The sequence below is a fragment of the Enterococcus sp. DIV0970a genome (genome assembly GCF_051711265.1).
GTDB classification, from domain to species: Bacteria; Bacillota; Bacilli; order Lactobacillales; family Enterococcaceae; genus Enterococcus_D; species Enterococcus_D casseliflavus.
The window spans coordinates 1,138,677-1,164,695 of sequence record NZ_JBIOMF010000001.1; the positions used below are offsets into that span (position 1 = coordinate 1,138,677).

The following is a 26,019-nucleotide window of genomic DNA, read 5'->3' on the forward strand; positions in this document are numbered from 1 at the left end:
AATGATTGATTTACATTGCCACATTTTACCAGGAATTGATGATGGTGCAGAAGACATCAATGCGAGCATTGCTATGGCTGAAAAAGCGATTAGCCAAGGAATTACGCATATCCTTTGTACCCCACATCATAACAATGGAAAATACCGCAATCCAAAGTCAGAGGTCATTTCTCTCGTTACTTCTTTACAAGAAGAATTGGACGCACGGAGCTTGTCCTTGACAGTACTTGAGGGACAAGAGGTGAGAATAACAGGAGATTTAATTGAGGATATACAGAAAAATGACATCCTTTTTACAGATCTTGATGATACGTATATCTTGATAGAATTTCCTACGATTGAAGTACCTACGTATACAGAACAAATTTTCTTCGATTTACTACAGCTGGGAAAAATTCCAGTCATTGTCCATCCCGAGCGGAATGCTCATTTTAGGAAAGACCCTAACAATCTAATCCCATTTTTAGATATGGGCTGTTTAGCTCAGTTAACTGCGCCAAGTTATGTCGGCGTATTTGGAAAAGAGATCCAAAAAACAGCAAAAACAATGGTTGAACATAATCTTGTTCAGATGGTCGCTTCGGATGCCCATGGCGTCACAAAACGCACCTTTAATTTAAAAGAAGCTTATGAGCAAATTGAAAAAGATTTGGGCTTACAGAAAGTAACATTGATGAAACAAGTAGCAAAAGATTTAATAAACGGGGATCAAATCAGTTTTCCAAGTTATATTGAAGTAAAAAAAAAGAAATTCGGGTTATTTTAGGGGGCAACTGGGTTGTTTGAATTAACGAGGAGAAGAAAAATTGTAACTTTGATAGTTGTAGATAGTTTATTGAATATAGTAGCAAATATAGCAGCAGTTTATTTTATGAAACCCTTTGTGGTGATTCCAAAAGAATTTACATTGATGTCGGTGAGCCTGTCTGTCGGTTTCTACCTTTTTTATGGTTCTGTGTTCCGTGTTTTTTCTCGAATCAATCGCTATACGAATCTGAAAGAAATGATTGCTATCTTCTTAGCGGTGTCATGTAGCGCTTTTACTTGCAATGTGATCTTATTTTTCGGTGATGAAACCTATAGCGTGCGGTTAGTGATCTTTACGTACTTTCTTTCGCTCTTTTTGATCATTGCTAGTCGATTGATTTGGCGGATCTATATTGAAAGAAAAAACATGAGGGGGACGTCCAATGAGGTTGTCAAAAATACCCTGATCGTCGGCGCAGGTGAAGGCGGTCGTATTCTTTACAATAGCTTTGTAGGTTCGAAAACGGCAAGTGACATTAATATCATTGGCTTTGTCGATGATGATCCGAATAAACGAAACACGTATCTTTCTGGAAAAAAAGTCTTGGGTTGTATCACTGATTTACCTGATTTGATTCAAAAGTATGAGATCAATATGGTCACGATCGCCATTCCATCCTTGTCACGGAAAAAACTGCGAAATATTTTTAGCTTAATTGAACCTTTGCATGTCAAAGTCAATACGATGCCCTCAATGGAAGAAATCGCCTCTGGGAAAATCAGCACCTCACGTTTGAAGAAAATCGATGTCGTTGATTTGCTAGGCAGAGATGAAGTCAAATTGGATATCGACTCCATCAAAGATCAAATTACTGGAAAGACGATATTAGTGACTGGCGCTGGTGGATCGATTGGTTCCGAAATCTGTCGCCAAGTGATTCAATTCAATCCTAAAAAACTAGTTTTGTTAGGACACGGAGAAAACTCGATTTACTTAATTGACCGCGAGTTGAACATCAATTTTAAAGACAATATTACCAAAATCGTTCCCGTTATAGCCGATATACAAGATCGTGAAAAGATGTTTGAAATCATGAACGAAGTCAAACCGGATATCGTCTATCATGCGGCAGCCCATAAACACGTGCCGTTGATGGAATACAATCCTAGAGAGGCAGTCAAAAACAATATTTACGGAACTAAAAATACTGCTGAAGCTGCTAAAGCTGCGAAGGTGAAAAACTTTGTAATGGTCTCTACAGATAAGGCCAATAATCCGCCAAACGTCATGGGGGCAACAAAGCGCATCTCCGAGATGATTGTTACTGGCTTAAATGAAAAAGGTTGCACGAAATTTTCTGCTGTACGTTTTGGTAATGTCTTAGGTTCAAGAGGCAGTGTGATTCCAGTATTCCGTGAGCAAATAGCAAAAGGCGGACCAATTACGGTGACTGATTTTCGCATGACCCGTTATTTCATGACGATTCCAGAAGCTAGCCGCTTAGTTATTCAGTCAGGCGCACTTGCTAAAGGTGGCGAAATCTTTATTTTAGATATGGGCGAACCGGTGAAAATCGTTGATCTTGCGAAGAATATGATTCGTCTAAGTGGTTATAGCGAAGAAGATATTGAGATTATTGAGACTGGGATTCGACCTGGTGAAAAATTATACGAAGAACTATTATTGGATAAAGAACGGAATGATGAAGCAGTCTTCGAGAAAATCTTTGTTGGCAATATCAAAGGTTATTCCTTGGAAGAGGTACTTTATTTTGTAGAAGCACTTCCTAAAGAAAGTGCTACTTTGGCTAATGAAATTGTGAAATTTGCAAATGCTTCAAACAAATAGGAGTGGGTTTTGTTGTATAAGGATGGATTGAAACGAATCATTGATTTTATTTTATCGTTAACGGGGATCGTTGTGTTATCACCAGTTTTATTACTTTTATGCTTAGCAATAAAACTAGATTCTAAGGGACCAATTATTTTCAAGCAAAAACGGGTTGGAAAGAATAAAACCTATTTTAATATTTATAAATTCAGAACAATGAAGATTGATACACCAAAAGAAATGCCGACACATCTATTAGCAGACCCTGATTTTTATATCACCAAGGTCGGAAAATTTTTAAGAAAAACAAGTTTAGATGAATTACCTCAATTGTTCAACATTATCAAAGGTGATATGGCTGTCATTGGGCCTCGTCCAGCGCTATGGAACCAATATGATTTGATTGAAGAACGTGATAAGTATGGGGCAAATAATATTCGACCAGGATTGACTGGGTTGGCTCAGATAAGTGGTAGAGATGAGTTGGAAATTAAACAAAAAGCTCTTTTAGATGGGAATTATACTGAAAGCATTTCGCCATCTATGGATCTGAAGTGTTTTCTTGGAACGATTGTTTCTGTTTTTAAAAGTGAGGGTGTTATAGAAGGCGGAACAAGTAGTATTAAGAAGGAGGATGGGCAATGAAGCGTATCCTCATCACAGGAGAAAATAGCTATGTTGGTACATCATTTAAAACATGGATAGAGCAATATAAAGATTATTATCAAATTGAAACGATTAGTGTTAGGGAGAGTACTTGGAAAGATGTTGATTTTTCTGTATATGATGTTTTGATTCATCTTGCAGCTATTGTTCACGTCAAAGAATCAAATGAAGAATTGTATTACAAAGTAAATCGTGATTTAGCTATTAAAGTAGCAGAAAAAGCAAAGAAAGAACACGTAAAGCATTTTATTTTTTTTAGCACGATGTCTGTTTTCGGAGTAGAGAGCGGAGCTATTTCTGCAAAGACTAAAATAAATCCTAAAACACCGTATGGTAAATCTAAGAGAGAAGCTGAGATACAGATCGAAAGGTTAGCAACTGATTCTTTCAAAGTAGCGATAATCAGACCTCCTATGATTTACGGTCCGCAATGTGTTGGAAATTACCAAAGATTATCAAATGTGGTGAAAAAAATTAATGTATTTCCTAAAGTGAACAATAAAAGAAGTATGCTGTTTATAAATAATATGAATCTTTTTTTAAAAACCATTATAGATTATAAGCTAGTAGGAATACTACATCCTCAAAATTCAAAATATGTTAATACAACAGAAATGGTATCATTAATAGCTGCAATAAATAAGTCTAATATTTTTTTTATTAAAGGATTTTCGCCGCTTATAAAATTATTTACGAAAAATATTACATTATTCTCTAAAGTTTTCGGTGATTTATTTTATGATCATTCGCTTTTAGGTTCGCCAGGTTCGTATGTTGATGGAATCAAAATGGATTATTCCTATATAAATTTTGATACTAGCATAAAACTTACAGAAAATCAGGAGAATTATTATGACTAAAGTGTTGCTTATTGCAAATCATCCAAAATATGTATATAACCTTAGAAGAGAATTGATAGAAGAACTAATTAAAAAAGATTTTTCTGTGGGAATCTGTTGTCCCTACGGAAAAGAAGTAGATTATTTTATTAGTTTAGGATGTGTATTTTTTAACAGTAAATTAGATAGACATGGAAAAAATATTCTCACTGAACTTAAATTAAAAAAAGAATTCGGTAAAGTAATGGATTCCTTTACGCCTGATATTGTTTTGTTGTATACAATAAAACCTAATGTTTATGCTGGTCTTGAAGCAAGTAAAAGGAATATCCCAAGCATTGCAAATGTTACGGGGTTAGGTTCCCCGTTTCAAAATGATGGGTTACTAAAAAAAATTCTAATAAGAATGTATCGTATAACTTTCAAAAAAATCAATACAGTTGTATTTCAAAATGAAGAAAATAAAAAATTTTTCTATCTTAATAAGATAAAAATAAATAACAGTATTTTGTTACCAGGATCAGGAATCAATCTTGAGCATTATAAGTATCTGGAATACAAACATGACAATACAACCAAGTTTGTTTTTATTTCGAGAGTGATGAAAGAAAAAGGTATTAATGAGTTTATTCTTGTAGCAGAAAAAATTTTGCAAAGCTACAAAAATGTAGAATTCCATGTTGCTGGTTTTATTGATGGTGATTACCAAAAGATAATTAGTGAAAAAGAATCACAGGGCATTATAACTTATCATGGTATGGTTGATAATATTCAAGAATTGTTAAAAGAGATAGATTGCGTAATTTTACCTAGTTATCATGAAGGGATGTCAAACGTACTTTTAGAAGCTAGCGCGTCTGGGAGAGTTTCAATTGCTTCCAATATTCCGGGCTGTAAAGAAATAATTGAAGATGGCGTTACCGGTTTTCTTTGTAAACCAAAAGATGAAGATAGTTTATTTAAAGCAGTTGAAAAGTATTTAACATTAAATTATGAAATTCGTAAAAAAATGGGTCTCGCATCAAGAGAAAAAGTTTCACAATATTTTGATCGTCAAATTGTTGTCAATAAATATGTTGAAAGAATTGAGGAGATTTGTAATGGATAATTTATATGATGCAATAGTAAGAAAAAAAGAAAAAATTTCTGTGATAGGTTTAGGATATGTTGGAATGCCTATCGCTGTTGCTTTTGCACATAAAGTCCACGTAATTGGTTTCGATTTAAATAAAGAAAAAATAGAACTGTATAAAAATGGAATTGATCCAACAAAAGAAGTTGGAGATGATATAATTAAAAATACAAAGGTTGAATTCACATCTGAAGCACGGGATTTGAAAAAAGCAAAGTTTCATATTGTAGCAGTTCCTACTCCTGTCAATGAAGATCATACACCAGACTTAACACCAGTAGAATCAGCAAGTAAAATAGTTGGACAGAATTTAACGAAAGGCTCAATTGTTGTTTTTGAATCTACTGTTTATCCTGGAGTTACAGAAGAAATATGCATACCAATTTTAGAAAAAGAGTCGAGATTAATTTGTGGAAAAGACTTTAAAGTAGGTTATTCTCCAGAAAGAATTAATCCAGGAGATAAGGTTCATCGTCTTGAGACAATTGTAAAAGTTGTTTCTGGAATAGACCAGGATTCCTTGGATATTATTGCAAAAACATATGAACTTGTTGTTGAAGCCGGGGTATATAAGGCTTCGACTATTAAAGTTGCTGAAGCAGCAAAAGTTATTGAAAACTCGCAAAGAGACATAAATATCGCTTTTATGAACGAACTTTCTCTAATCTTTCATAAGATGGGAATCGATACAAAAGAAGTTTTAGAAGCTGCCGGTACAAAATGGAATTTTCTTAAATTTTATCCTGGACTTGTTGGTGGCCATTGCATCGGAGTAGATCCATATTACCTGACTCATAAAGCAGAGCAATTAGGATATCATTCACAGATTATCTTAGCAGGAAGACAAATTAATGATGATATGGGAAGAGTCGTTGCTGAAAGTGCTATAAAACTAATGATCAAAAATAAAAAAGATGTTGCCCATGCCAAAGTCGGGATCTTCGGTTTTACATTTAAAGAGAACTGTCCAGATACTAGAAATACAAAAGTTATCGATATCATAAATGAATTAAAAGAATTTAATATTGAACCTCTAGTTTTTGATTCAGAGGCAGATGCTGAAGAAGCTGATCAAATATATGGATTGAAATTTGTAAAAGAAGAAGAGATGAATGAATTAGATTTAATGATTATTGCTGTCAATCATGATAGCTTTGTTAATCAAAATATAAATTATTGGTTAGACCGAATTAAAAGTAAAAAAGTTATTATGGATTTAAAAGGTATGTTGGATAAAGACGAAGTAGAAGCATTAGATGTCGCTTATTGGAGGTTATAAAATTGAGTTATAGCGAAGTTGTTTTCCCGAAAAATAGTCAATTTTTAGTTACGGGCGGTGCCGGTTTTATCGGAAGTAATTTATGTGAAGTATTATTAAACATGGGATATAAAGTAAGATGTTTAGATAACTTATCAAATGGTTTTTACGAGAATATAAAACCATTTATCAATAATATGAATTTTGAATTTATTAATGGCACTATCACCGATTATGATGTATGTAATCATGCATGTAAAGATGTTGACTATGTTTTGCACCAGGCTGCATGGGGAAGTGTACCTAGAAGTATTGAGATGCCTGTTTTTTATGAAGAGGTAAATATCAAGGGTACTGTAAATATGATGGATGCAGCGCACCGAAATAATGTAAAAAAATTTGTTTATGCTTCAAGTTCCTCAGTTTATGGTGATAGTCCTAATCTACCTAAAATTGAAGGAAATGAAGGTAACCTACTTTCCCCATATGCTTTAACAAAAAAAGTTGCTGAGGAGTATGGAAAAATTTATTCTACTATTTATGGTTTAGAAACTATTGGTTTAAGATACTTTAATGTTTTCGGCCGTAGACAAAACCCTAAAGGTGCCTATGCGGCAGTATTACCTAAATTTATTTCTTTACTGATGAATAATAAAGAGATAGTAATTAATGGAGATGGTAATCAATCTAGAGACTTCACATATATTGAAAATGTTATAGAGGCTAATTTGAAAGCTGCTTCAAGCTCAAGTAATGTATCTGGGGTTTCATTTAATGTTGCTTGTGGGGATCAAATTAGCTTGAATGAAGTTGTGGAGTTTCTTAAATCATCATTGAATCTGTCTGATATAAATCTAAAATATGGACCATCAAGAAAAGGAGATATTATGCATTCTAACGCATCAATTGAAAAAATTAAAGAAAAATTGCATTATAATCCAGATTATAGCTTCAGTGATGGAATCGCTAAAACAATCGAATGGTATAAAGAAGTGTTGAAGTAATGGCAAATAAAATTGTTTATATAGGGAATTTTATATATCCAGATGGTAATGCTGCGGGTAAAAGAGTATCTTCAAATGGTAAGTTATTATCATCCCAGGGATACGAGGTATACTATATTGGTAGAGGAAAAAATAAAGACGCCAATAATATGGGAGAATCTTTTCCATGGAGTTTCGAAATTTATAATAATAAACAAAATATAAAGGCGCATTTGTTATCAAATAGAAAGATTTTAAAAAAAATTAAAGATATTATATCTGAGATAGGAATAAATAACGTTAAATTTGTAATATTGTACGGTGAATTAAATAATAGTTTCTTGAATTTAAAATTAATAAATTGGTGTCATAAAAATAATATTAAAGTTTTAATTGATTGTGTCGAGTGGTGGTCTGAAAATGATGGTAACATTATATTTAGAACCGTTAAGAATTTAAATACAAATTTTTTAATCAAATATGTTAATAAAAAAGCTGATGGCATAATCACAATTAGTAATTACTTGATGACATTCTATAGTGAAAAAGGAATTCCTACAGTAATAATTCCTCCATTGGTAGACTCATTATTTTACTCAGGCAAAAGCAAAACTTCTGAAAATATAAAAGTTATTTATGCAGGATTTCCATTTAGAAAAGGTATAAAAAACATTTCCCATCTTGCTATGAAAGATAGACTTGATAAAGCAATAGATATTTTGCTTTTAGTAAAAAAATCTAATCCTAACTTACTCTTTGATATTTATGGAATAACTTATGAAGATTATATATTTAGTGTTCCAAGACAAAGAAGTATAATTGAAAAGAATTTATCATGGATAAAATTTCACGGGGAATTAGAAAATGATTTTATTTTAAAAGAAATAATTAAATCGGACGCTTCAATATTATTGAGAGATGATAATCTTGTTTCTAGAGCAGGTTTTTCAACTAAATTAGTCGAAAGTATTTCTCTTGGAACTCCAGTAATTACCACCGATGTGGGAGATATTGATAGATACTTAAAAAATAATAACATCGGTTTAATCTTATCAAATAAAGAAAATATAAATACTCACGTTGACTATGTTAATGACTTTTTAAGAAGTATAAAAAGCATGACCAATGTAGAAAAAAATGATTACAATATTTTTTATTATAAAAACTACGAGTCAAAATTAAAAAGCTTTTTAGAAAATTTAAGCAATTGATTTCAAATTTAATTTCTCAAAGATGTTTAATATTTCGTTTTATGAAATACTAAATATAAGCATAATTTTGTATAAATCTAAGGGGGATCAACAAATTTATGAAAAAAATTATGGTGACTTTTAGAAAGGGGGCTGAAAATGGGGGTCCTTATAATAGTCATAAAAGGTTAATTGAAAGCAGATTGAAAGATAAATATGAGTTTATTCCTATATATATTACAAATGGGTCGATTGGTATATTCAATTTAAAATTATTAATCTATATTATAAAAAGTATAAAAGAACATAAACCAGATCTTATATACTGTACCGGATTACAATTAGAAGGATTTTACTATACTTTAGCTAGTAGAATAACAAAAACTCGATCACTGTTAATAATTCATGGGAGTAGTACTGAATCTACTACAATAAAAAGACCTAAAAAAGTAATAATGCAAATGATAGAGCTTATTACTTTATCCTTTGCTACAAATATTTGTGCAGTAAGCGACTATGTTAACAATTGGTCTGTATTAAGATTTTTTGAAAAAAAAAAATTAGGTGTAATTTATAATTTAGGAAATAAAGGATATTTAAAAAAGAATTTTCTTAATGAAAATGATGAAGTGAGTTTGATTACTTCTGGACGATTAACAAAAGAAAAAGGTATGGATAAGATTGTTGAATTATACAACAAGGTTAGCATGAACACGAATAAAAAAGTTAAAATTAAAATATTAGGTAATGGAGTTTATAGAGAAATTTTACAAAAAGATATAAACCTTAATGGGCTTGAAGATAAGATAGAATTGTTAGGATACCAAAAAAATATAGAAAGATTCTATAATAATTCGGATATCTATTTTTCTCTAAGCGAGCATGAGACATTTGGGATGTCTATTTTAGAGGCGACTGAATTTGGATTACCGATTGTTGCTTTTAATGTTGGGGGAATACCAGAAATTGTAGTTAACAACCATAATGGAAAACTTGTTGACGTAAACAACTTAGACGAATTTGCTAATGCAATTTGTGAGTTAATGGATAATGAGTCATTAAGAATTAACATGGGGAAAAATGGTAGGATGAAAGCTAATGTTAAATTTAACAGAGATGATATTTTAAACAAGATCGATCAAGTAATATGCGAGGCTATGATGAATGACTAATATAAAAAAAGGAATAACTATAAGGGATTTTATAAATATTTTAGTAATAACTATATATTTATTGTTATTTATTTTTCCGCCATTTAGATCCAATTTTGAACTTAACTTAATATTATCTTCAATCATATTTTTGATTTGGATTATATTTTCATTTGTTTATTGTCCAAAATATTTTATTGAATCCAAATATTTCTGGGTACTAATGTACTTTATGTTATACACAATTTTAATACCATATTTCTTATCAAATCCAACTATCGGTAATAGATATTTCAGTTTTTCATTAATACTAACATTTAGTCTAATTGCGGAGTATAATTATTATATCGGAAAAAATTATATCAATAAATTTGCTTTTTTTTTGATATTACCCTTTATTATTTTAACAACTATAATTACTTCTTATAACTTGATAATGAATCCCTATATTTCTAGAAGTATTAAATCAGAGGGGATATATAGTTCAAGTTTACTAGCTCAAGGGATTGGAGGATATGATTTCATTTACTTTTCCGTATTTTTGCTTTTAGTAATCGGTTTGTTTTCAAGTCATAATAAGAAAAATGTGTCTCTCAAAAATCCATTAATTTTAATCACAGGGCTAACTATTTTTATAACTATTTTGTTATCTAATTATCTAACTGCGCTAATTTTAATTTGTGTTGGGTTACTACTTTACTATTTTGTGGTTTTGATAGAAAAAAAGAAATGGATTCAAATTCTATTTTTATTTTTTATTGGTTTACTAGTTATTCTTTTTAAAGATAGTATTATTCAAATAAGTTTTGAATTTTTATTACGAATTTTCGAAGATGGTAGAGTAAATGAAGCTTTGCTTGAGTTAAATAATTCATTAGCTTCAAACAATTCACTTTCTTTAGAGACTACCAGATGGGTAAGGATGCAGACGAGCTTAAGTACTTTTTCTCATAATCCATTTTTTGGAATAGTAGGAAAAAATGAGGGATCTGGAATTTCAGATTTATTAGTTGGACAACATTCTTTTATTTTAGATACTCTAGCTCTAATGGGTTTTTTCTATACATTGTTTTTTCATAGTTTACTCTTCAATCCCTTACTGAAAATATCAAAACTGACGATTACAAAAATTTTAAGGGGAAAAATTTTTATAATCGCTGCTGTACTTTTGCTATTTATAATACTGAATAATTTATCTCCCAGTGTGGGAGTTATTACAGGTTTTATTTTACCGATGTATATATATTCTTCAAAAGAAGGTGCCTATAATTAATAAAGAAAATAATATCTTGTTCGTTGCTTATTATGATTTAATGGTCAATTCCAATAGAAATGTTGCTGTTTCTGCAGCTAACAAAATCGACTACATTATAAGCTTATTGAATAGAAATGGATATATCGTTAATATACTTTCACCAGCAGAATCAAAATATAAAGGATTTCAATCACGTCAAATACGTAGATTTGAAAATAATACTTTATTCCTTTTTCCTTCATATCATTCTGAGTTACGTATAATTAATTATTTCTCAAGAATTTTTACCAGGATATTCTTTATGATTGAGCTTATCAGAAGCTGTGTAAAATTTAGAACAGTAATAATTTATCATTCAATGAGTTTGCGGTGGGTAATTTTTTTTCTTAAGTTGTTAAAATGTGATGTTATTCTAGAATTAGAAGAACTATATTCAGATTTAGTGGAATCAGAAAGAAAGATGAAGAAAATTGAAATTAAATACATCAATAAGTATGAAAAATTCATATTATCTAATGTATCATTGTCAAAATATATAGAAAATAAGAGTAATTTAGTTGTGATAAACGGAAATTATTTTAATAATAATTTCAATGAGAAAAAAAAACAATCTAGCACAATAAATTTGGTATACTCTGGTACATTTGAAAAATCAAAAGGGGTAATAGAAGCAATTCATTTAGCAGAAAAATTACCGTCGGAATACTGTCTGCACATTCTTGGTTACGGAAATAATCAGGAAGTGACTGAGGTAAAGTCACTAATTAATAAAATCAATGAATATTCGTTATGTGAAGTAAAGTATTTGGGGTTGCTAAAAGGAGAAGAATTTGATGTATATTTAAGTGAAAATTGTGATATAGGGTTAATATGTCAAGATATACACGCCTCATATTCTTCTACATCGTTTCCTTCAAAAATATTGTCTTACTTAAGAAATGGTCTTGCAGTTTTGTCTGTAGATGAAGAGTCGATAAGAAATTCAGAAGTTTCGCCTTTGATACATTTTTATCAGGATAATAATTTTTATGATGTATTAAGGTCGATTAGTGTAGTGGAGCAAAAGAAAAAAAATAGTTCTTTTTTAAAAAAGTTAGACGAAAAAAAATTACAACAAATAAATGAGTTGGTGAAGTGATATTAATAAATTATTAGATAAAGACAGTAAAAATTTGGTTTTAAATATAGGCGGAGCTTTTATAGTTAAAGGTTTTTCACTTCTTATATCGTTATTCACAATTCCTTTGTACATGAAATTTTTTGGTAATGAAGTGATCATGGGGTTATGGTTTACTTTAGTATCAGTATTGTCATGGATATTGAATTTTGATCTAGGTATAGGAAATGGATTAAGAAACAAATTAGTATATTACCTTGTAGAAGATGATCCTGATAAGATACAGCAGACAATTTCTTCAAGCTATATTCTATCATCCTTAATATCTTGTATTCTTGGGATTACATCAATTATCGTTGGTTATACATTTCACTGGAATAAATTTTTTAATGTTTCCTATGACTTGATTTCCGGCGACTCATTGAGAAAAATTGTATTGACTATCTTATTAGGCCTAGTATTGCAATTCTTTTTAAAATTATCAAGTTCAATACTCTACGCTTTACAAAAATCAGCAATTGTAAACGCGATGTCTTTTGTAACTAATTTGTTTAATTTATTGTTTATCTATTTTTATTCATCGTCAAATTATGTAGAAGGTTTGTATATTCTTTCAATTGTATTTGTTCTTAACATGAACCTTCCATATTTATTAGCTACTTTTTATTTATTTTTGGGACCTCTAAAGAATTTCTTTCCTAGGTTTAAATATTGGGAAAAAAACTTAGCAATGTCAACTATGAAATTGGGATTGAAATTCTTTTTTGTGCAAATTCTATATATGCTTCTAATTAATACTAATGAATTTTTTATCTCATATTTGTTCAACCCATCTTTTGTAGTAGAATTTCAAATTTATAATAAAATTTTCACATTGGGAAGTACCATATTTATTTTAATTCTTACACCTGTTTGGTCTGCAGTTACTAAAGCAATTGCTGAAAATAGATACGAATGGATGAGTGTTTTATTTAAACGGATAGTTTCTTTATCAATAATAGGTATAGTAATACAACTCATAATTTCTTTCTTTTTGCAATCTATAGTGGATGTTTGGTTGCGTTCTCAAACTGTGGATATCAATAGAGTATATTCATTTATTTTTGCTATTTATGGAGGTATTTTAATTCTTAATAGCGTATTTTCAAGTTTTGCAAATGGATTGTCAGAAATAAGGAGTCAATTAATTCTTTTTAGTATAGCTTGTTTATTGCGTATAATATTTTTATACTTATTAAAAGACCAAGATATTGGGTGGATTTCGATACCGATAAGTTTAATTTTATGTTTAATCCCGTATAGCATATTTCAGCCAATAATATTAATGAAGAAAATGAAAAGGAGAATAAAAAATGAATAATCACTTTTCTGGAAGAGTACTTTTAATAACAGGAGGAACTGGGTCTTTTGGTAATGCAGTAATGAAAAGATTTTTAGATTCAGATATAAAAGAAATCCGTATCTTCTCCCGCGACGAAAAAAAGCAAGATGATATGAGAAAGAAATACAACAATGAAAAATTGAAATTTTATATTGGGGATGTACGCGATAAAAATAGTGTTAAAAATGCAATGTACGGAGTAGATTACATATTTCATGCTGCTGCATTAAAACAAGTTCCTTCATGCGAATTCTTTCCGATGGAAGCTGTTAAAACAAATGTCATGGGTACGGATAATGTTGTGACAGCTGCTGTTGAGATGGGGGTAAAAAAAGTTATTTGTCTTTCAACAGATAAAGCAGCTTATCCAATCAACGCAATGGGGATTTCAAAGGCAATGATGGAGAAGGTTTTTGTAGCAAAAGCAAAAACTGTGACAGATGAAAATACAATGATTTGCGGAACGCGGTATGGTAATGTCATGGCATCCAGAGGTTCTGTGATTCCATTATTTATTGAGCAAATAAAAGCAGGAAAACCGTTAACTGTAACGGACCCGGGCATGACTAGATTCTTGATGAGTTTAGAAGAAGCAGTTGAATTAGTTGTTTTTGCATTTCAATATGCAAAAGCAGGAGACATCATGGTTCAAAAATCGCCTGCGTCAACGGTTGGTGATCTAGCACAAGCAGTGAAAGAACTTTTTAAAGTCGAAAATGAGATTCAAATTATAGGTACACGTCATGGTGAGAAAAGATATGAAACGCTTCTTACAAAAGAAGAATATCTCGTTGCGAAAGATATGGGCGGCTTCTATCGTGTTCCAGCTGATACTAGAGATCTTAACTACGAGAAATATTTTAGTGAAGGCAGTACTGAGTTGACACACGAAGGTGAATACAATTCTGATAACACAGAACGACTATCTGTAGAACAAATCAAGGAAAAATTATTAGCATTAGATTATGTTCAAGAAGAGTTGAAAGAGTGGAAAAGTCGATGAATATTTTAGTTACAGGAGCCAATGGATTTGTAGGTAAAAATTTAATTGCAGAGCTTCGAAATGAAGGTTATGGAAATATTTTTGAATATGATATAGATACTCCTCCACATTTATTAGATGAATATTGCTTAAAAGCAGATTTTGTTTTCCATTTAGCGGGCGTGAATCGTCCCAAGGAAGAAGAAGAGTTTATGGAAGGAAATTTCGGTTTCACCTCAGTTCTTCTAGATAAACTAAAGGAATACAACAATACCTGTCCAGTAATGATATCATCCTCTATTCAAGCTGCTCTTAACAATGCTTATGGTCGCAGTAAGAAAGCTGGAGAAGATCTTTTACGAAAATATCAAAGAGAAACTGGAGCGAAAGTCTACATTTACCGATTCTCTAATTTGTATGGAAAATGGTCGAAACCAAATTATAATACGGTAGTAGCGACTTTTTGTTATAAAGTGGCTCGAGGTGAAGAAATAACCGTTAATGATAAAAATGCGGAAATTGAACTTTGCTATATTGATGATGTTGTTAAGGAATTGCTGCACTGCCTTCAAGCAAAACCATTTATTGTCGACGACTTTTGTTCAGTAAGAGAAACGGATACAGTAACTGTGGGCACTTTGAGAGATATAATTCTTTCTTTTAAAGAAAGTAGAATAAATCTATCTGTACCTCAATTGAATCGTAGAATAGAAAAAAATCTGTATAGTACATTTCTTAGCTTTTTACCAGAGGATGAGTTTTCATATCCTTTAAAGATGAATATCGATGATCGCGGATCATTCACCGAATTTTTGAGGACTGAAGATCGCGGACAAGTCTCAATTAATATTTCAAAGCCGGGGATTGTTAAAGGAAATCACTGGCATCATACCAAAAATGAGAAATTTTTGGTAGTAAGTGGAAAAGGCGTCATCCGCTTTAGAAAGATTGATTCTAAAGAAATCATTGAGTATTTCGTTTCTGGTGAGAATTTAGAAGTAGTCGATATACCTGTTGGCTATACCCATAATATTGAAAATTTAGGGGATACTGACATGGTCACTGTTATGTGGGTAAACGAAACGTTTGACCCTGAAAATCCTGATACTTATTACCTGGAGGTCTAGCATTGAAAAAATTAAAAGTTATGACAGTCGTCGGGACTCGTCCTGAAATCATTCGCTTATCTGCAGTTATTAATCGTTTAGAGAGTTCTAAAGCGATTGACCATGTACTTGTACATACTGGTCAAAACTATGATTATGAACTAAATGAAGTTTTCTTTGAAGACTTTAAATTAAAGAAGCCAGATTATTTTTTGAATGCAGCAACAGGTACAGCCATTGAAACCGTTGGGAATATATTGATCAAAATTGATCCGATTCTTGATGAAGTAAAACCAGACGCATTTTTAGTCTTGGGAGATACTAATAGTTGTTTATGTGCAATTGCAGCGAAGAGGAGACATATTCCAATTTTTCATATGGAAGCTGGAAATCGCTGTTTTGATCAAAGAGTACCAGAAGAAACAAATCGAAAAATTGTAGACCATACAGCTGATATTAATTTAACGTATAGTGATATCGCCAGAGAATACTTATTGAGAGAAGGGCTTCCAGCGGATCGAATCATTAAAACCGGTAGTCCCATGTTTGAAGTGCTGAATTCTAGAAAAGAAGATATTGAGAACTCACCTATTTTGGAAAAACTAAGTCTTAAGCAAAATGAGTATTTTTTAGTATCAGCACATAGGGAAGAAAATATTAGTTCAAAAGAAAATTTTCATGATTTAGTGGATTCACTAAACTCAATTGCTGAAGCATATCAATATCCAATTATTATCAGTACCCATCCTCGGACAATGAAAATGATAGAATCAGAGGGTATTCAATTCCACGAATTGATTCAAACCATGAAACCTATGGGATTTAATGATTACAATAAGCTTCAAATGAATGCTAAAGCTGTTTTAAGTGATAGTGGTACGATTAGTGAAGAAGCGTCGATTCTTGGATTCAAAGCTCTAAATATCCGTCAGGCACATGAAAGACCAGAAGCTATGGAAGAAGCTAGTGTGATGATGGTTGGGTTGAAGAAAAACAGAATTCTTGAAGGATTAGAAGTTATAGAGACACAAGAAGATGATACTCTCCGACAAGTATCAGATTATTCAATGCCAAATGTGTCTGAAAAAGTATTACGGATTATTGTTTCTTATACAGATTATGTGAAACGTAAAGTATGGAATGAATAAATAAAACTGATTATGGAATTTATATTCATAGAAGAATCAATGTTATTTAAATATGATTTTAGTAATCCTTACAATATTATGAAGATTATTAAAAAATTCTTGTTACTAATTCAGGATTGTATTTTAATAATACGAATAAATAATTACTCTGTTAATTATATGGGAAAATATAAGATAAAAGAATTTTGGAGAAAAAGCTTTTTGATTAAGTATATTAAAAAACTTTTACTTGAATGATCTTTTAACTGGTATAACTATCAATTTAATATGCTACATCTCAAACTTCCGCCAATCAAACAAATAAATCACCCCAATTGCTTTAAACGTCAAATAGATAAAATGACCATAATTATGGCCAATCAGATGTAACGCATCTGCGGAAGCTCCTTTATTCGACCAAAGAGTAAAACCTAATATAATGGCTAAGATCATCAGACCTTTTCCTAATGCAAAGACAATTGTTTTTGCAGGGAGGGGTCTTTTTTTTGTGAGGAAAAAGCCGAATAAAAGGACAAAGTTAACTAGTAACAAAAAGTGTGCAGCAGCTGTCCATAAGGTCATTGTTCCTGTAGGTGTAAAGAAGTCGGTGAAAACGCAAGCGACGACTGCAGTCAAATTTAGCAAGTATAGAGGAAGGCGGAAGGTTGGTTTCTTTTCTTCACTCTTTATTCCTGGTTCATCTGCTAATTGTTCTGGTTTTAGTAGTGACTCTAAATCGATTTGATAGAGATCACTTAATTTGATCAGTGTGTCGATGTCTGGGGTACTTCGGTTGTTTTCCCAATTTGAGATCGTTTGTCTAGTAACAAATAATTTTTCGGAAACTTCTTGTTGGGTGAGTCCTAATTTCAAGCGACTCTCTTTTAATTTTTCAGCTATAGTCATTTCAATGCTCCTTCTGACCTATCCTATCATAAAGCGGTTCAAAGAAACAATTGTAAAGCTCGATTTAACGAAAAAATGCACAAGTTCTTTTCTTTGTTCTTAAAAGATTAAATTTAAATGAGCTTATGTCAGATATTCCTAAAAAATTTCCTGAAAGTGCTCGATTTTTTTCAGTGAATCCTTCACCTGTAATAAGTAACAATTGTCATATATGAAGTAATAAATGTTCAAAGATAGCACATATTGAGAGTAGAAGATAGACTTGCTCGAATCATTCAAAAAAAGAAAGTCACGATCAAGTAAAAAATAGTCTCCTTTTTTGAAAATGAAATCATTGATAAAACAAGGATGCAAAGAAGATTTGCGCTGGTTTGCACTGGATTTGCTTGAAGGTAAGGGTGCTTGAATTATAAAATTCTGAAGAGGTGATGCAATGCGATGACAAGTGAATTAAGTATACATACGATCAATGGTATTTCATGTGTCCGCATAAAAAATTTTTGATAGGAGTGGATAATACGCTAAATAAAAAATTGTTTGTAAATTAAAAATCAATAAATTATAATGATTTTTAGGCGTAAAAAAAGTTTGGATAAAAAGGTTTTAATTTTGAAAAAGAAGGTTAAGGTGAAAGTTTGTGAAAAAGAAGTTTAAATCTATTCTATCTTTAGTAATCTTATTAAGTGCTGCGGTGGTAACGCCAGCATTTCAGGTAGTGGCGGAAAGCCAAGTGTTTTCAGAATCTCCGCAGGTGGATCAGGAAGAAGTGAAAACTGTACAATCTGATGATACGAATGCTTCTGCGGATGCTGGACAAGCTACCTCTCAAGTAGAAAATCCTACGCTAACAACAACGACCTCAGCGCGCGTGGATGCTGAGAACGAACAAACACAAGCAAGTAGTGACAGTAAAGAAGCCATCAGCGGATCAGAAAATAAAGAAGAACCTGCTGCAAGCCCTGTAAATAATGTCCCTTCTTCTGTTGATCCGTCGTCTGCAAGAGCTGCCAATGCGCAACTGACGGTTCAAGTTTTAGATAGTAATTCAAACCAGCCAATCCAAGGCGCTTATTTCACATTGACCCCCTCGACATCTGGTGAAGTGACGTTGTTAGTCACGGACAGTTCAGGAAAGGTAACGATTCAGGTTCCTTCAGGGGGCTACTTTATTAAGCAAGTGGGTACAACGAATCAAAGATTGAACTACGCATTTACATCGATTGGAAATTCTATCAATTTGCAAGCAGGAGAAACCAAAACATTGGCACTTTATGAGCGTCAAATTGTAGGCGAGTATGCTTTTGGAGATAGCCCCGATACGATTCATATTCCTGTAAACAGTAACTTCGATTTCTCAACACAGGCATTAGGGATCGAGGCGTTTAAGTTAAATTTTAGCGGCAACATAGAAAAAAGTATTTCTGACTCACAGATCTTTCCGTACTACACAAATGTTGATCCGAGCAAACCGGGGACTTACGTAGCAATTTTTATGGCTAGACAAGCCTCATATAGTGTATATACAACCCATGTAGTCAATGTCATTGTTGACCCGGAGCAGGTGGGAGAGGTAACTGTCAGATATCTTAATACTCAAGGGCAAGAAATCCTTGAAACGAAGACTTTATCTGGTACCATTGGTGCTTCATATGATGCTAGTACGGATGAGTATAAGTTATCAATTGACGGTTACACCCTAGACGAAAGCCAATTACCAGAAAACAGTAAAGGCGTATTTAGTGAAACAGCACAAACCATCACCTACATTTACACAAAAAATCCTGTACCAGCAGCGGATGTCACGATTGAGTATGTAGATTTAGAAGGCAACGAAATCCACGCTAGTCAAACGATTAGCGGGAATGTAGGCGACTCTTTCGATGTAAGCACAGATCAATATAAACTATCGATCGATGGCTATACACTAGACGAAAGCCAATTGCCAGAAAATAGTAAAGGTGTATTTGGCGAAACGGCGCAAACCGTCACCTATATCCACACAGAAAATCCGATACCAGCAGCGGATGTAACAGTCGAGTACGTGGATACAGAAGGCAACGAAATTCACGCTTCACAAACGATCAGTGGAAACGTAGGTGAGTCTTACGATGCCAGCACGAAGAACTATCAATTAGTGATTGAAGGCTACACCTTAGACGAAAGCCAATTGCCAGAAAACAGTAAAGGCGTATTTAGCGAAACGGCACAAACCGTCACCTATATCTACACAAAAAAACCGATACCAGCAGCAGATGTGACGGTCGAGTACGTGGATACAAAAGGCAACGAAATTCACGCTAGCCAAACGATCAGTGGAAACGTAGGCGACTCTTACGATGCTAGTACAGAAAAATATCAACTAGCAATCGAAGACTACACATTGGATGAAAGCCAATTGCCAGAAAATCTTAAAGGTGTCTTTAGTGAAACAGCACAAACCGTCACCTATGTGTATACAAAGAATCCGATACCAGCAGCGGATGTAACGGTCGAGTATGTGGACACAGAAGGCAACGAAATTCACGCTAGCCAAACGATCAGTGGAAACGTAGGCGACTCTTACGATGCCAGCACAAAAAAATATCAACTAACAATCGATGGCTACACCTTAGACGAAAGCCCATTGCCAGAAAATCTTAAAGGTGTCTTTAGTGAAACAGCACAAACCGTCACCTATGTGTATACAAAGAATCCGATACCAGCAGCGGATGTAACAGTGGAGTATGTGGATACAGAAGGCAAAGAAGTTCATCCTTCTCAAGTTATCAGTGGAAATGTGGTCGAGTCTTATGATGCTAGCACAGAAAAATATCAACTAACAATCGATGGCTACACCTTAGACGAAAGCCCATTGCCAGAAAATCTTAAAGGTGTCTTTAGTGAAACAGCACAAACCGTCACCTATGTGTATACAAAGAATCCGATACCAGCAGCGGATGTAACGGTCGAGTATGTGGACACAGAAGGCAACGAAATTCACGCTTCACAAACGATCAGTGGAAACGTAGGCGACTCTTACGATGCCAGTACAGAAAAATATCAGCTAACAATCGAAGGCTACACCCTAGATCAAAGCCAATTACCAGAAAATAGTAGAGGTATGTTTAGTGAAACAGCGCAAACCGTCACCTACATTTACACAAAAAATCCTGTACCCGCAGCTGATGTCACGATTGAGTATGTAGATTTAGAAGGCAACGAAATCCACGCTGTTAAAAAAATTAGCGGTAATGTGGGCGACTCTTTCGATGCAAGTACAGATCAATATAAACTATCGATCGATGGCTATACACTAGATGGAAGCCAATTGCCAGAAAATAGTAAAGGTGTATTTGGCGAAACGGCGCAAACCGTCACCTATATCTACACAGAAAATCCGATACCAGCAGCGGATGTCACAGTGGAGTACGTGGATACAGAAGGCAACGAAATTCAGGCTTCTCAAACGATTAATGGAAACCTAGGCGACTCTTACGATGCCAGCACAGAAAAATACCAACTAACAATCGAAGACTACACTTTAGACGAAAGCCGGTTGCCAGAAAATCTTAAAGGTGTCTTTAGTGAAACAGCACAAACCGTCACCTATATCTACACAAAAAATCCGATACCAGCAGCGGATGTCACAGTGGAGTACGTGGATACAGAAGGCAACGAAATTCAGGCTTCTCAAACGATTAATGGAAACCTAGGCGACTCTTACGATGCTAGTACAGAAAAATATCAACTAGCAATCGAAGATTACACATTGGATGAAAGCCAATTGCCAGAAAATCTTAAAGGTGTCTTTAGTGAAACAGCACAAACCGTCACCTATATCTACACAAAAAATCCCGTACCAGCAGCGGATGTCACAGTGGAGTACGTGGATACAGAAGGCAACGAAATTCACGCTTCTCAAACGATCAGTGGAAATGTAGGTGAGTCTTACGATGCCAGCACGAAGAACTATCAATTAGTGATTGAAGGCTACACCTTAGACGAAAGCCAATTACCAGAAAATAGTAAAGGTATGTTTAGCGAAACAGCGCAAACCATCACCTATGTGTATACAAAGAATCCGATACCAGCAGCGGATGTAACGGTCGAGTATGTGGATACAGAAGGCGAAGAAATTCATTCTCCTCAAACGATCAGTGGAAACGTAGGCGAATCTTACGATGCTAGCACAGAACAATACCAACTAAAAATCGACGGTTACACCATAGATAAAAGCCAATTACCAGAAAATCTTAAAGGCGTATTTAGCGAAACAGCGCAAACCGTCACCTACATCTACACAAAAAATCCGATACCAGCAGCGGATATAACGGTCGAATACGTAGATACAGAAGGCAAAGAAATTCATCCTTCACAAACGATCAGTGGAAACGTAGGCGAGTCTTACGATGCCAGCACAAAAAAATATCAACTAACAATCGACGGCTACATAGTAGACGAAAGTCGACTGCCGCAAAATGCCAAAGGCACATTCGGTAAGGAAGAGGCAACTGTGACGTATGTTTATACAAAAGAAAACGTAGCAACCGCCGTTATTTCTGATAAAAAAGAAAAAGAACCAACGGCGACTGTTGTTTCGAAAAAAAGCGCTTCTGCACAAAGATTGCCGCAAACCGATGAACAGGGGACGTTGTTCCCGTTTGTAGTTGGTTTGTTCTTTATCGCCACAGCAAGCTGGCTTTATTTCAGAAAGCGAAAATAGTGATTAAGTAAGCCCTTGGGGAAAGGCGGTACTAACTATCAAAAAGGACAGCTAGGCTTCAGCTGTCCTTTTTGATGCTTATTTACCTAAAAATGAAATGAATCCCAGGGAATCATAAAGAAAATGGCAGATCCAGCTGATCCATACGCTATTGGATTTTTTCCAAACGTAGTTGAGTGCCAATCTGGCAGGCATCAAGGTGATCAATAATTGAGCTGGATGAAAGCCGTACGCTGGAATGTGCCACAAAGCGAATAGCACACTGCAAATGATGGATGACCAGGCAAATGAAAGGCCTCTTTTCTGCAACGCCAACAAGAGGTTGGTGCTAAGCAATTCTTCTCCCATCAGCATAAAGGGAACTTGCAAAAAGACCATTTGGACAGTGATGGTTTCGCTGATCGAGTTGGTTGTTGGTTGTCCAAAAATAGCGGCATAAATAAAGGAAAAGAACACGCCAGTCAAAATGACGAAAGGGACGCCCCACAATAAAACGGTAAACCGAAAATGTTTGAACTGCTCCAAAAAGGTTGCTCGTAAGAGAAAATACCCTGCGCTAAATGCGAAGACCAGATTCCAGATGGTACCGATGATCGATAACACGGAATCATTTAGTGGAGTATATGGAAGTAATTGATAGGTTAACCCTATGATTAAGGTGAGAACGAATAAATAAACTGCTGATTTGTGTTTCATTTTGAACACATCCTTCATAGTAATTGCCACATGCTGAATTATAAACAGAAAAAACATCAAAGTACAAAAAGATATCTCTCATTATTTTTAAACAAAAAGAAAAAGCAGTGAACACGATATCATACTTGGCAGAATTGGTTTTCTTAAAAGCAGAATAAAGGATTTCTAAGAACAATTCTCAAAATTTGTGAACAAAAAGAGAAGTTTATAAGAATCTCTGTAACACTGTTGAAATATTATTACGCTTATGTTACATTTTGTTTACGTTATTATGTTTGAGGGAGAATGTTTATGAAGAAATCAAGCAATGATTCAAATAATTCACAACATAGAGAAGCGACTTCTGAAAAACAAGCACCTATTTCGAGGGTCGAATCACATCAAAAGCAAACAACGGGAACGACAAGACGCACGCCAACCGCCAATCGTCAAGTTTCTAAAAAGAAGCCAACCCATCGCAAGTATCTCTTTTCATTGATGACGCTGCTGACAATCGTCATTATCGCCACTGGCGGCTATATCGCTTTTACTTTGAAGCAGCAAGAAGCATTGGCACGCGAAAAATATGAAGCTGCCGCGCAAAAGCTATTAGCATCGATCCAAGAAGAGCAGGACAAAGAGGGAATTCCCGCAAAACTTGAAACATTGTCTGATGGGGACAAAAAAGAATTGATTTTCCGACCAAAAGAAGAAAATGCCATCCCTGTAAAGGATGCAAGTCAGAAATTATCGACCATGGCGAACAAGCTATGCAAAAAGCACGCCGACAAAGAGACCGTTACGATCGCTCGGATTCAAGCACAAGCAGTTGCATCAAAAGTGTCAACCTATTCCTTAAAAGCGGACAGCTATGTTTGGAATCGGGAGACTGGGCGGTTTGAAGATGCGGATAGCGTGGTTGCCGATCCAATTTTTATTTCCGAGAAAACCGGCAATGAATTATCCTTGAAAGACTTGGTTCCAGATGAAGGCAGCTTGTTAGAGGTCCAGCAAGTGATTCAACAAAAGCTTTTGGATCAAGTCAAAGAACCGACTAAAATCATTGATGCGGTCTTGGGGATGGACCGAATCACCTATGATTCAAAGTTTACTTATGATCCTGAAAAAATAACGCTCCAGTTGCCGCAAAATCAAACAGGTGTATCCGAGATCACTTTGGCTTACAAAGAGATTGCGCCCTTTATTGATCCAGAGCTGGTCAATGCGGATCAATTGAAAGAGCAACAAGCGATGTTAGACGAAAACAAAAAATATGTTGCGTTGACTTTTGATGATGGACCAAATGATACTTCGACATTGGATCTCTTAAAAATCTTGAAAGACAATGATGTGAAGGCAACGTTCTTTGAATTGGGTCAGATGGTGGATCGATATCCTGAAGTCGCGAAAAAAGTCCATGAGGAAGGACATGAAATTGCCAGTCACTCCTATTCACATCCCCAATTAAATACGTTGTCGCCAGAGGAGGTCAAAGCGGAAATAACCAAGACTGACAAAGCCATCTATCAGGCGACAGGGGTCTTGCCTAAGAATTTGCGCCCGCCATATGGGGCGATCGATCAGCAAAGCGCCCAAGCGGCAGGAAAATCGATCATTCAATGGAGTGTTGATACCGAGGATTGGAAGCTAAAAGATCCGAACAAGATTTTGAAGGTCGTCCAAAACAATGTTTACGATGGATCGATTATTTTGCTTCATGATATTCATCCGAAATCTGTTCAAGCCGTGCCGGGTATCATCAAAGCACTCAAAGCGCAAGGCTATGAATTTGTGACGGTCGATCAATTGCTCAATGGCAGCCAAAAACCAATGTATCAATACTTTGGTGCGACAGACGAACGCAGCGTTAGCTAATAGCTGAAAAAGGAAGTGATGGCAATCATCACTTCCTTTTTTTATTAAACGAACGCTGCAGTTGCCGCTTTATCACTCGGAGGAGGCAAATGCTCGGAGGTAGTCATCATCCAGCAGCAAAGCAAAATCATCGGCAAGGGCACCTTGATCCAATTCTCGCATGATAGCTAGCATCTTTGTGGTAATCCTTTTGCCTGCTTTTTTGTCACCGGTTCTTAAGAGCAACACGCCTTGGAAAAACTTGCAGACGGCTTGGTGGAAAAATTCTTTGTAGTCTGTCGCCAAAAGTTTTAACTGGACGACGAGAACTTCCGTCGCATCGTATTGCTGGTGTTTTAGCGTATATTCGATCAAATTGATCAGTAGTGCGCAATAGATTTCCCGACCTTTTTCCATATCGATGTAGTATTCGAGCATCTTGGATACTTTTTTAAAGAAGAGGAAATTATGGTCGTTGTCCAAAAGATCGATGGTGTTGCCAAAGAGTTGGATTTCTTGTAACGTCCAGCTCTCAACATCAACGAGATAGGAGATAATCGTTTGACGATCACATTCCAAAACCGCACGTTTCCGATAGACGCCATGCTCTGCCAAGCATTGCAGCATGCGAATCCGTGAGCGAACCTCCGCGATGCGGACATTGTTCAATCGGCTAGAGGTTTGCTGCAGCTCCTGTAATAGAAGTTGTAACTGGTTGATATCGTGCTTGTTTGAATATTGCGTGTACCGATGGTTGTAGCTGTTTTGCTCATCCAGCCGATAGCCATTTGCGATATAGAGAAATTCATCGATATCCATTGATAGATTTTCTAAGATTTGCAACAGTAGGTTGGCAGCAATCTGATGCTTGCCTTTTTCAAATTCGATGGCATAGGATTTTGAAATAATCGTGCCATAGACTTCTTTTTGGGTGAAGCCTTTTTTCAATCGGATTTGTCTGATCGTTTCGCCATACATAAGAAAGCCTCCGCTCTCATTGAATTAATGAAATCATGTATCCCCATTATAGTAAAACAAGTCCAGTGTAGGAATTAAAAAGGTCTTATATTTCAGACCTCAACTTATTTCATGAGAAAACAGTTGGTAGTTTTTGTGA

20 protein-coding genes are annotated in these 26,019 nt (G+C 34.5%); 17 read left to right on the forward strand and 3 right to left on the reverse strand.

Going from position 1 to position 26,019, the window contains the following annotated elements; genetic code table 11:
* Position 1: 1 nt before the first annotated feature.
* The 15 genes from IGK14_RS05375 to wecB all read left to right on the forward strand — a co-directional run bounded on the left by IGK14_RS05375 (position 2) and on the right by wecB (position 16,786).
* Positions 2-766, forward strand: a complete 765-nt coding sequence (locus IGK14_RS05375; RefSeq protein ID WP_317720048.1) for a tyrosine-protein phosphatase — start codon at positions 2-4, stop codon at positions 764-766.
* Between the two features lie 12 nt (positions 767-778).
* Positions 779-2,596, forward strand: coding sequence for a polysaccharide biosynthesis protein (locus IGK14_RS05380; RefSeq protein WP_317720046.1), 1,818 nt, complete (start codon positions 779-781; stop codon positions 2,594-2,596).
* 12 nt (positions 2,597-2,608) lie between these two features.
* On the forward strand, positions 2,609-3,223 hold the full coding sequence (locus IGK14_RS05385; protein WP_218212767.1) for a sugar transferase: 615 nt from the start codon (positions 2,609-2,611) through the stop codon (positions 3,221-3,223).
* Entirely contained in the window at positions 3,220-4,104 is an 885-nt protein-coding gene (locus tag IGK14_RS05390) for an NAD-dependent epimerase/dehydratase family protein (protein ID WP_218212766.1), read from the forward strand. The genes IGK14_RS05385 and IGK14_RS05390 overlap by 4 nt, the downstream gene beginning before the upstream one ends.
* A complete protein-coding gene (locus IGK14_RS05395) occupies positions 4,097-5,191 on the forward strand; it encodes a glycosyltransferase family 4 protein (RefSeq protein WP_301969473.1) in 1,095 nt (364 codons plus the stop codon). Before IGK14_RS05390 ends, IGK14_RS05395 begins: the two co-directional genes overlap by 8 nt.
* Positions 5,184-6,494, forward strand: coding sequence for a nucleotide sugar dehydrogenase (locus IGK14_RS05400; protein ID WP_218212764.1), 1,311 nt, complete (start codon positions 5,184-5,186; stop codon positions 6,492-6,494). The genes IGK14_RS05395 and IGK14_RS05400 overlap by 8 nt, the downstream gene beginning before the upstream one ends.
* A gap of 2 nt (positions 6,495-6,496) precedes the next feature.
* Positions 6,497-7,477, forward strand: coding sequence for an SDR family oxidoreductase (locus IGK14_RS05405; RefSeq protein WP_301969472.1), 981 nt, complete (start codon positions 6,497-6,499; stop codon positions 7,475-7,477).
* Positions 7,477-8,667: a glycosyltransferase gene (locus IGK14_RS05410; protein ID WP_301969471.1), complete on the forward strand. Its 1,191-nt coding sequence runs from the start codon at positions 7,477-7,479 to the stop codon at positions 8,665-8,667. The genes IGK14_RS05405 and IGK14_RS05410 overlap by 1 nt, the downstream gene beginning before the upstream one ends.
* Positions 8,668-8,765: 98 nt before the next feature.
* A complete protein-coding gene (locus IGK14_RS05415) occupies positions 8,766-9,818 on the forward strand; it encodes a glycosyltransferase family 4 protein (RefSeq protein WP_438711793.1) in 1,053 nt (350 codons plus the stop codon).
* Positions 9,811-11,070, forward strand: a complete 1,260-nt coding sequence (locus tag IGK14_RS05420; RefSeq protein ID WP_218212760.1) for an oligosaccharide repeat unit polymerase — start codon at positions 9,811-9,813, stop codon at positions 11,068-11,070. The genes IGK14_RS05415 and IGK14_RS05420 overlap by 8 nt, the downstream gene beginning before the upstream one ends.
* A gap of 283 nt (positions 11,071-11,353) precedes the next feature.
* Positions 11,354-12,190: a glycosyltransferase gene (locus tag IGK14_RS05425; RefSeq protein ID WP_218212759.1), complete on the forward strand. Its 837-nt coding sequence runs from the start codon at positions 11,354-11,356 to the stop codon at positions 12,188-12,190.
* A gap of 34 nt (positions 12,191-12,224) precedes the next feature.
* Positions 12,225-13,529: a hypothetical protein gene (locus IGK14_RS05430; RefSeq protein WP_438711795.1), complete on the forward strand. Its 1,305-nt coding sequence runs from the start codon at positions 12,225-12,227 to the stop codon at positions 13,527-13,529.
* Positions 13,522-14,553 carry a polysaccharide biosynthesis protein gene (locus IGK14_RS05435; protein ID WP_218212757.1) on the forward strand — a complete coding sequence of 344 codons (1,032 nt, stop codon included), beginning with the start codon at positions 13,522-13,524 and terminating at the stop codon, positions 14,551-14,553. Before IGK14_RS05430 ends, IGK14_RS05435 begins: the two co-directional genes overlap by 8 nt.
* Positions 14,550-15,659 carry a capsular polysaccharide biosynthesis protein CapF gene (locus IGK14_RS05440; RefSeq protein WP_218212939.1) on the forward strand — a complete coding sequence of 370 codons (1,110 nt, stop codon included), beginning with the start codon at positions 14,550-14,552 and terminating at the stop codon, positions 15,657-15,659. The genes IGK14_RS05435 and IGK14_RS05440 overlap by 4 nt, the downstream gene beginning before the upstream one ends.
* Positions 15,660-15,661: 2 nt before the next feature.
* The gene (gene wecB, locus IGK14_RS05445) at positions 15,662-16,786 is read left to right on the forward strand and encodes a non-hydrolyzing UDP-N-acetylglucosamine 2-epimerase (RefSeq protein ID WP_218212756.1); all 1,125 of its coding nucleotides are present in this window, start codon (positions 15,662-15,664) and stop codon (positions 16,784-16,786) included.
* Between the two features lie 270 nt (positions 16,787-17,056).
* On the opposite strand, the gene IGK14_RS05450 is transcribed toward wecB, so the two are convergent.
* Complete coding sequence (locus tag IGK14_RS05450; protein WP_438711797.1) at positions 17,057-17,671, reverse strand: helix-turn-helix domain-containing protein; 615 nt, start codon at positions 17,669-17,671, stop codon at positions 17,057-17,059.
* A gap of 637 nt (positions 17,672-18,308) precedes the next feature.
* Here IGK14_RS05450 and IGK14_RS05455 point away from each other — a divergent pair.
* Positions 18,309-22,373, forward strand: coding sequence for a MucBP domain-containing protein (locus IGK14_RS05455; protein ID WP_438711799.1), 4,065 nt, complete (start codon positions 18,309-18,311; stop codon positions 22,371-22,373).
* Positions 22,374-22,451: 78 nt separating this feature from the next.
* Here the strand turns inward: IGK14_RS05455 and IGK14_RS05460 are convergent, their stop codons facing one another.
* Positions 22,452-23,126 (reverse strand): CPBP family intramembrane glutamic endopeptidase, encoded by a 675-nt coding sequence (locus tag IGK14_RS05460; RefSeq protein ID WP_142965761.1) that lies wholly within the window; start codon positions 23,124-23,126, stop codon positions 22,452-22,454.
* A 234-nt stretch (positions 23,127-23,360) separates the two neighbouring features.
* On the opposite strand from IGK14_RS05460, the gene IGK14_RS05465 reads away from it, so the two are divergent.
* On the forward strand, positions 23,361-24,923 hold the full coding sequence (locus IGK14_RS05465; protein WP_438711801.1) for a polysaccharide deacetylase family protein: 1,563 nt from the start codon (positions 23,361-23,363) through the stop codon (positions 24,921-24,923).
* Positions 24,924-24,995: 72 nt separating this feature from the next.
* Here the strand turns inward: IGK14_RS05465 and IGK14_RS05470 are convergent, their stop codons facing one another.
* Positions 24,996-25,880 carry an Rgg/GadR/MutR family transcriptional regulator gene (locus tag IGK14_RS05470; RefSeq protein WP_194194742.1) on the reverse strand — a complete coding sequence of 295 codons (885 nt, stop codon included), beginning with the start codon at positions 25,878-25,880 and terminating at the stop codon, positions 24,996-24,998.
* Positions 25,881-26,019 lie beyond the last annotated feature (139 nt).

Excerpts from the sequence above, each read along its gene's own strand:
- IGK14_RS05375 (WP_317720048.1), top strand. The coding sequence starts at position 2 with ATGATTGATTTACATTGCCACATTTTACCAGGAATTGATGATGGTGCA.
- IGK14_RS05390 (WP_218212766.1), top strand. The coding sequence starts at position 3,220 with ATGAAGCGTATCCTCATCACAGGAGAAAATAGCTATGTTGGTACATCA.
- IGK14_RS05395 (WP_301969473.1), top strand. The coding sequence starts at position 4,097 with ATGACTAAAGTGTTGCTTATTGCAAATCATCCAAAATATGTATATAAC.
- IGK14_RS05400 (WP_218212764.1), top strand. The coding sequence starts at position 5,184 with ATGGATAATTTATATGATGCAATAGTAAGAAAAAAAGAAAAAATTTCT.
- IGK14_RS05410 (WP_301969471.1), top strand. The coding sequence starts at position 7,477 with ATGGCAAATAAAATTGTTTATATAGGGAATTTTATATATCCAGATGGT.
- IGK14_RS05415 (WP_438711793.1), top strand. The coding sequence starts at position 8,766 with ATGAAAAAAATTATGGTGACTTTTAGAAAGGGGGCTGAAAATGGGGGT.
- IGK14_RS05420 (WP_218212760.1), top strand. The coding sequence starts at position 9,811 with ATGACTAATATAAAAAAAGGAATAACTATAAGGGATTTTATAAATATT.
- IGK14_RS05425 (WP_218212759.1), top strand. The coding sequence starts at position 11,354 with ATGATTGAGCTTATCAGAAGCTGTGTAAAATTTAGAACAGTAATAATT.
- IGK14_RS05435 (WP_218212757.1), top strand. The coding sequence starts at position 13,522 with ATGAATAATCACTTTTCTGGAAGAGTACTTTTAATAACAGGAGGAACT.
- IGK14_RS05440 (WP_218212939.1), top strand. The coding sequence starts at position 14,550 with ATGAATATTTTAGTTACAGGAGCCAATGGATTTGTAGGTAAAAATTTA.
- IGK14_RS05450 (WP_438711797.1), bottom strand. The coding sequence starts at position 17,671 with ATGACTATAGCTGAAAAATTAAAAGAGAGTCGCTTGAAATTAGGACTC.
- IGK14_RS05460 (WP_142965761.1), bottom strand. The coding sequence starts at position 23,126 with ATGTTTTTTCTGTTTATAATTCAGCATGTGGCAATTACTATGAAGGAT.
- IGK14_RS05465 (WP_438711801.1), top strand. The coding sequence starts at position 23,361 with ATGAAGAAATCAAGCAATGATTCAAATAATTCACAACATAGAGAAGCG.
- IGK14_RS05470 (WP_194194742.1), bottom strand. The coding sequence starts at position 25,880 with ATGTATGGCGAAACGATCAGACAAATCCGATTGAAAAAAGGCTTCACC.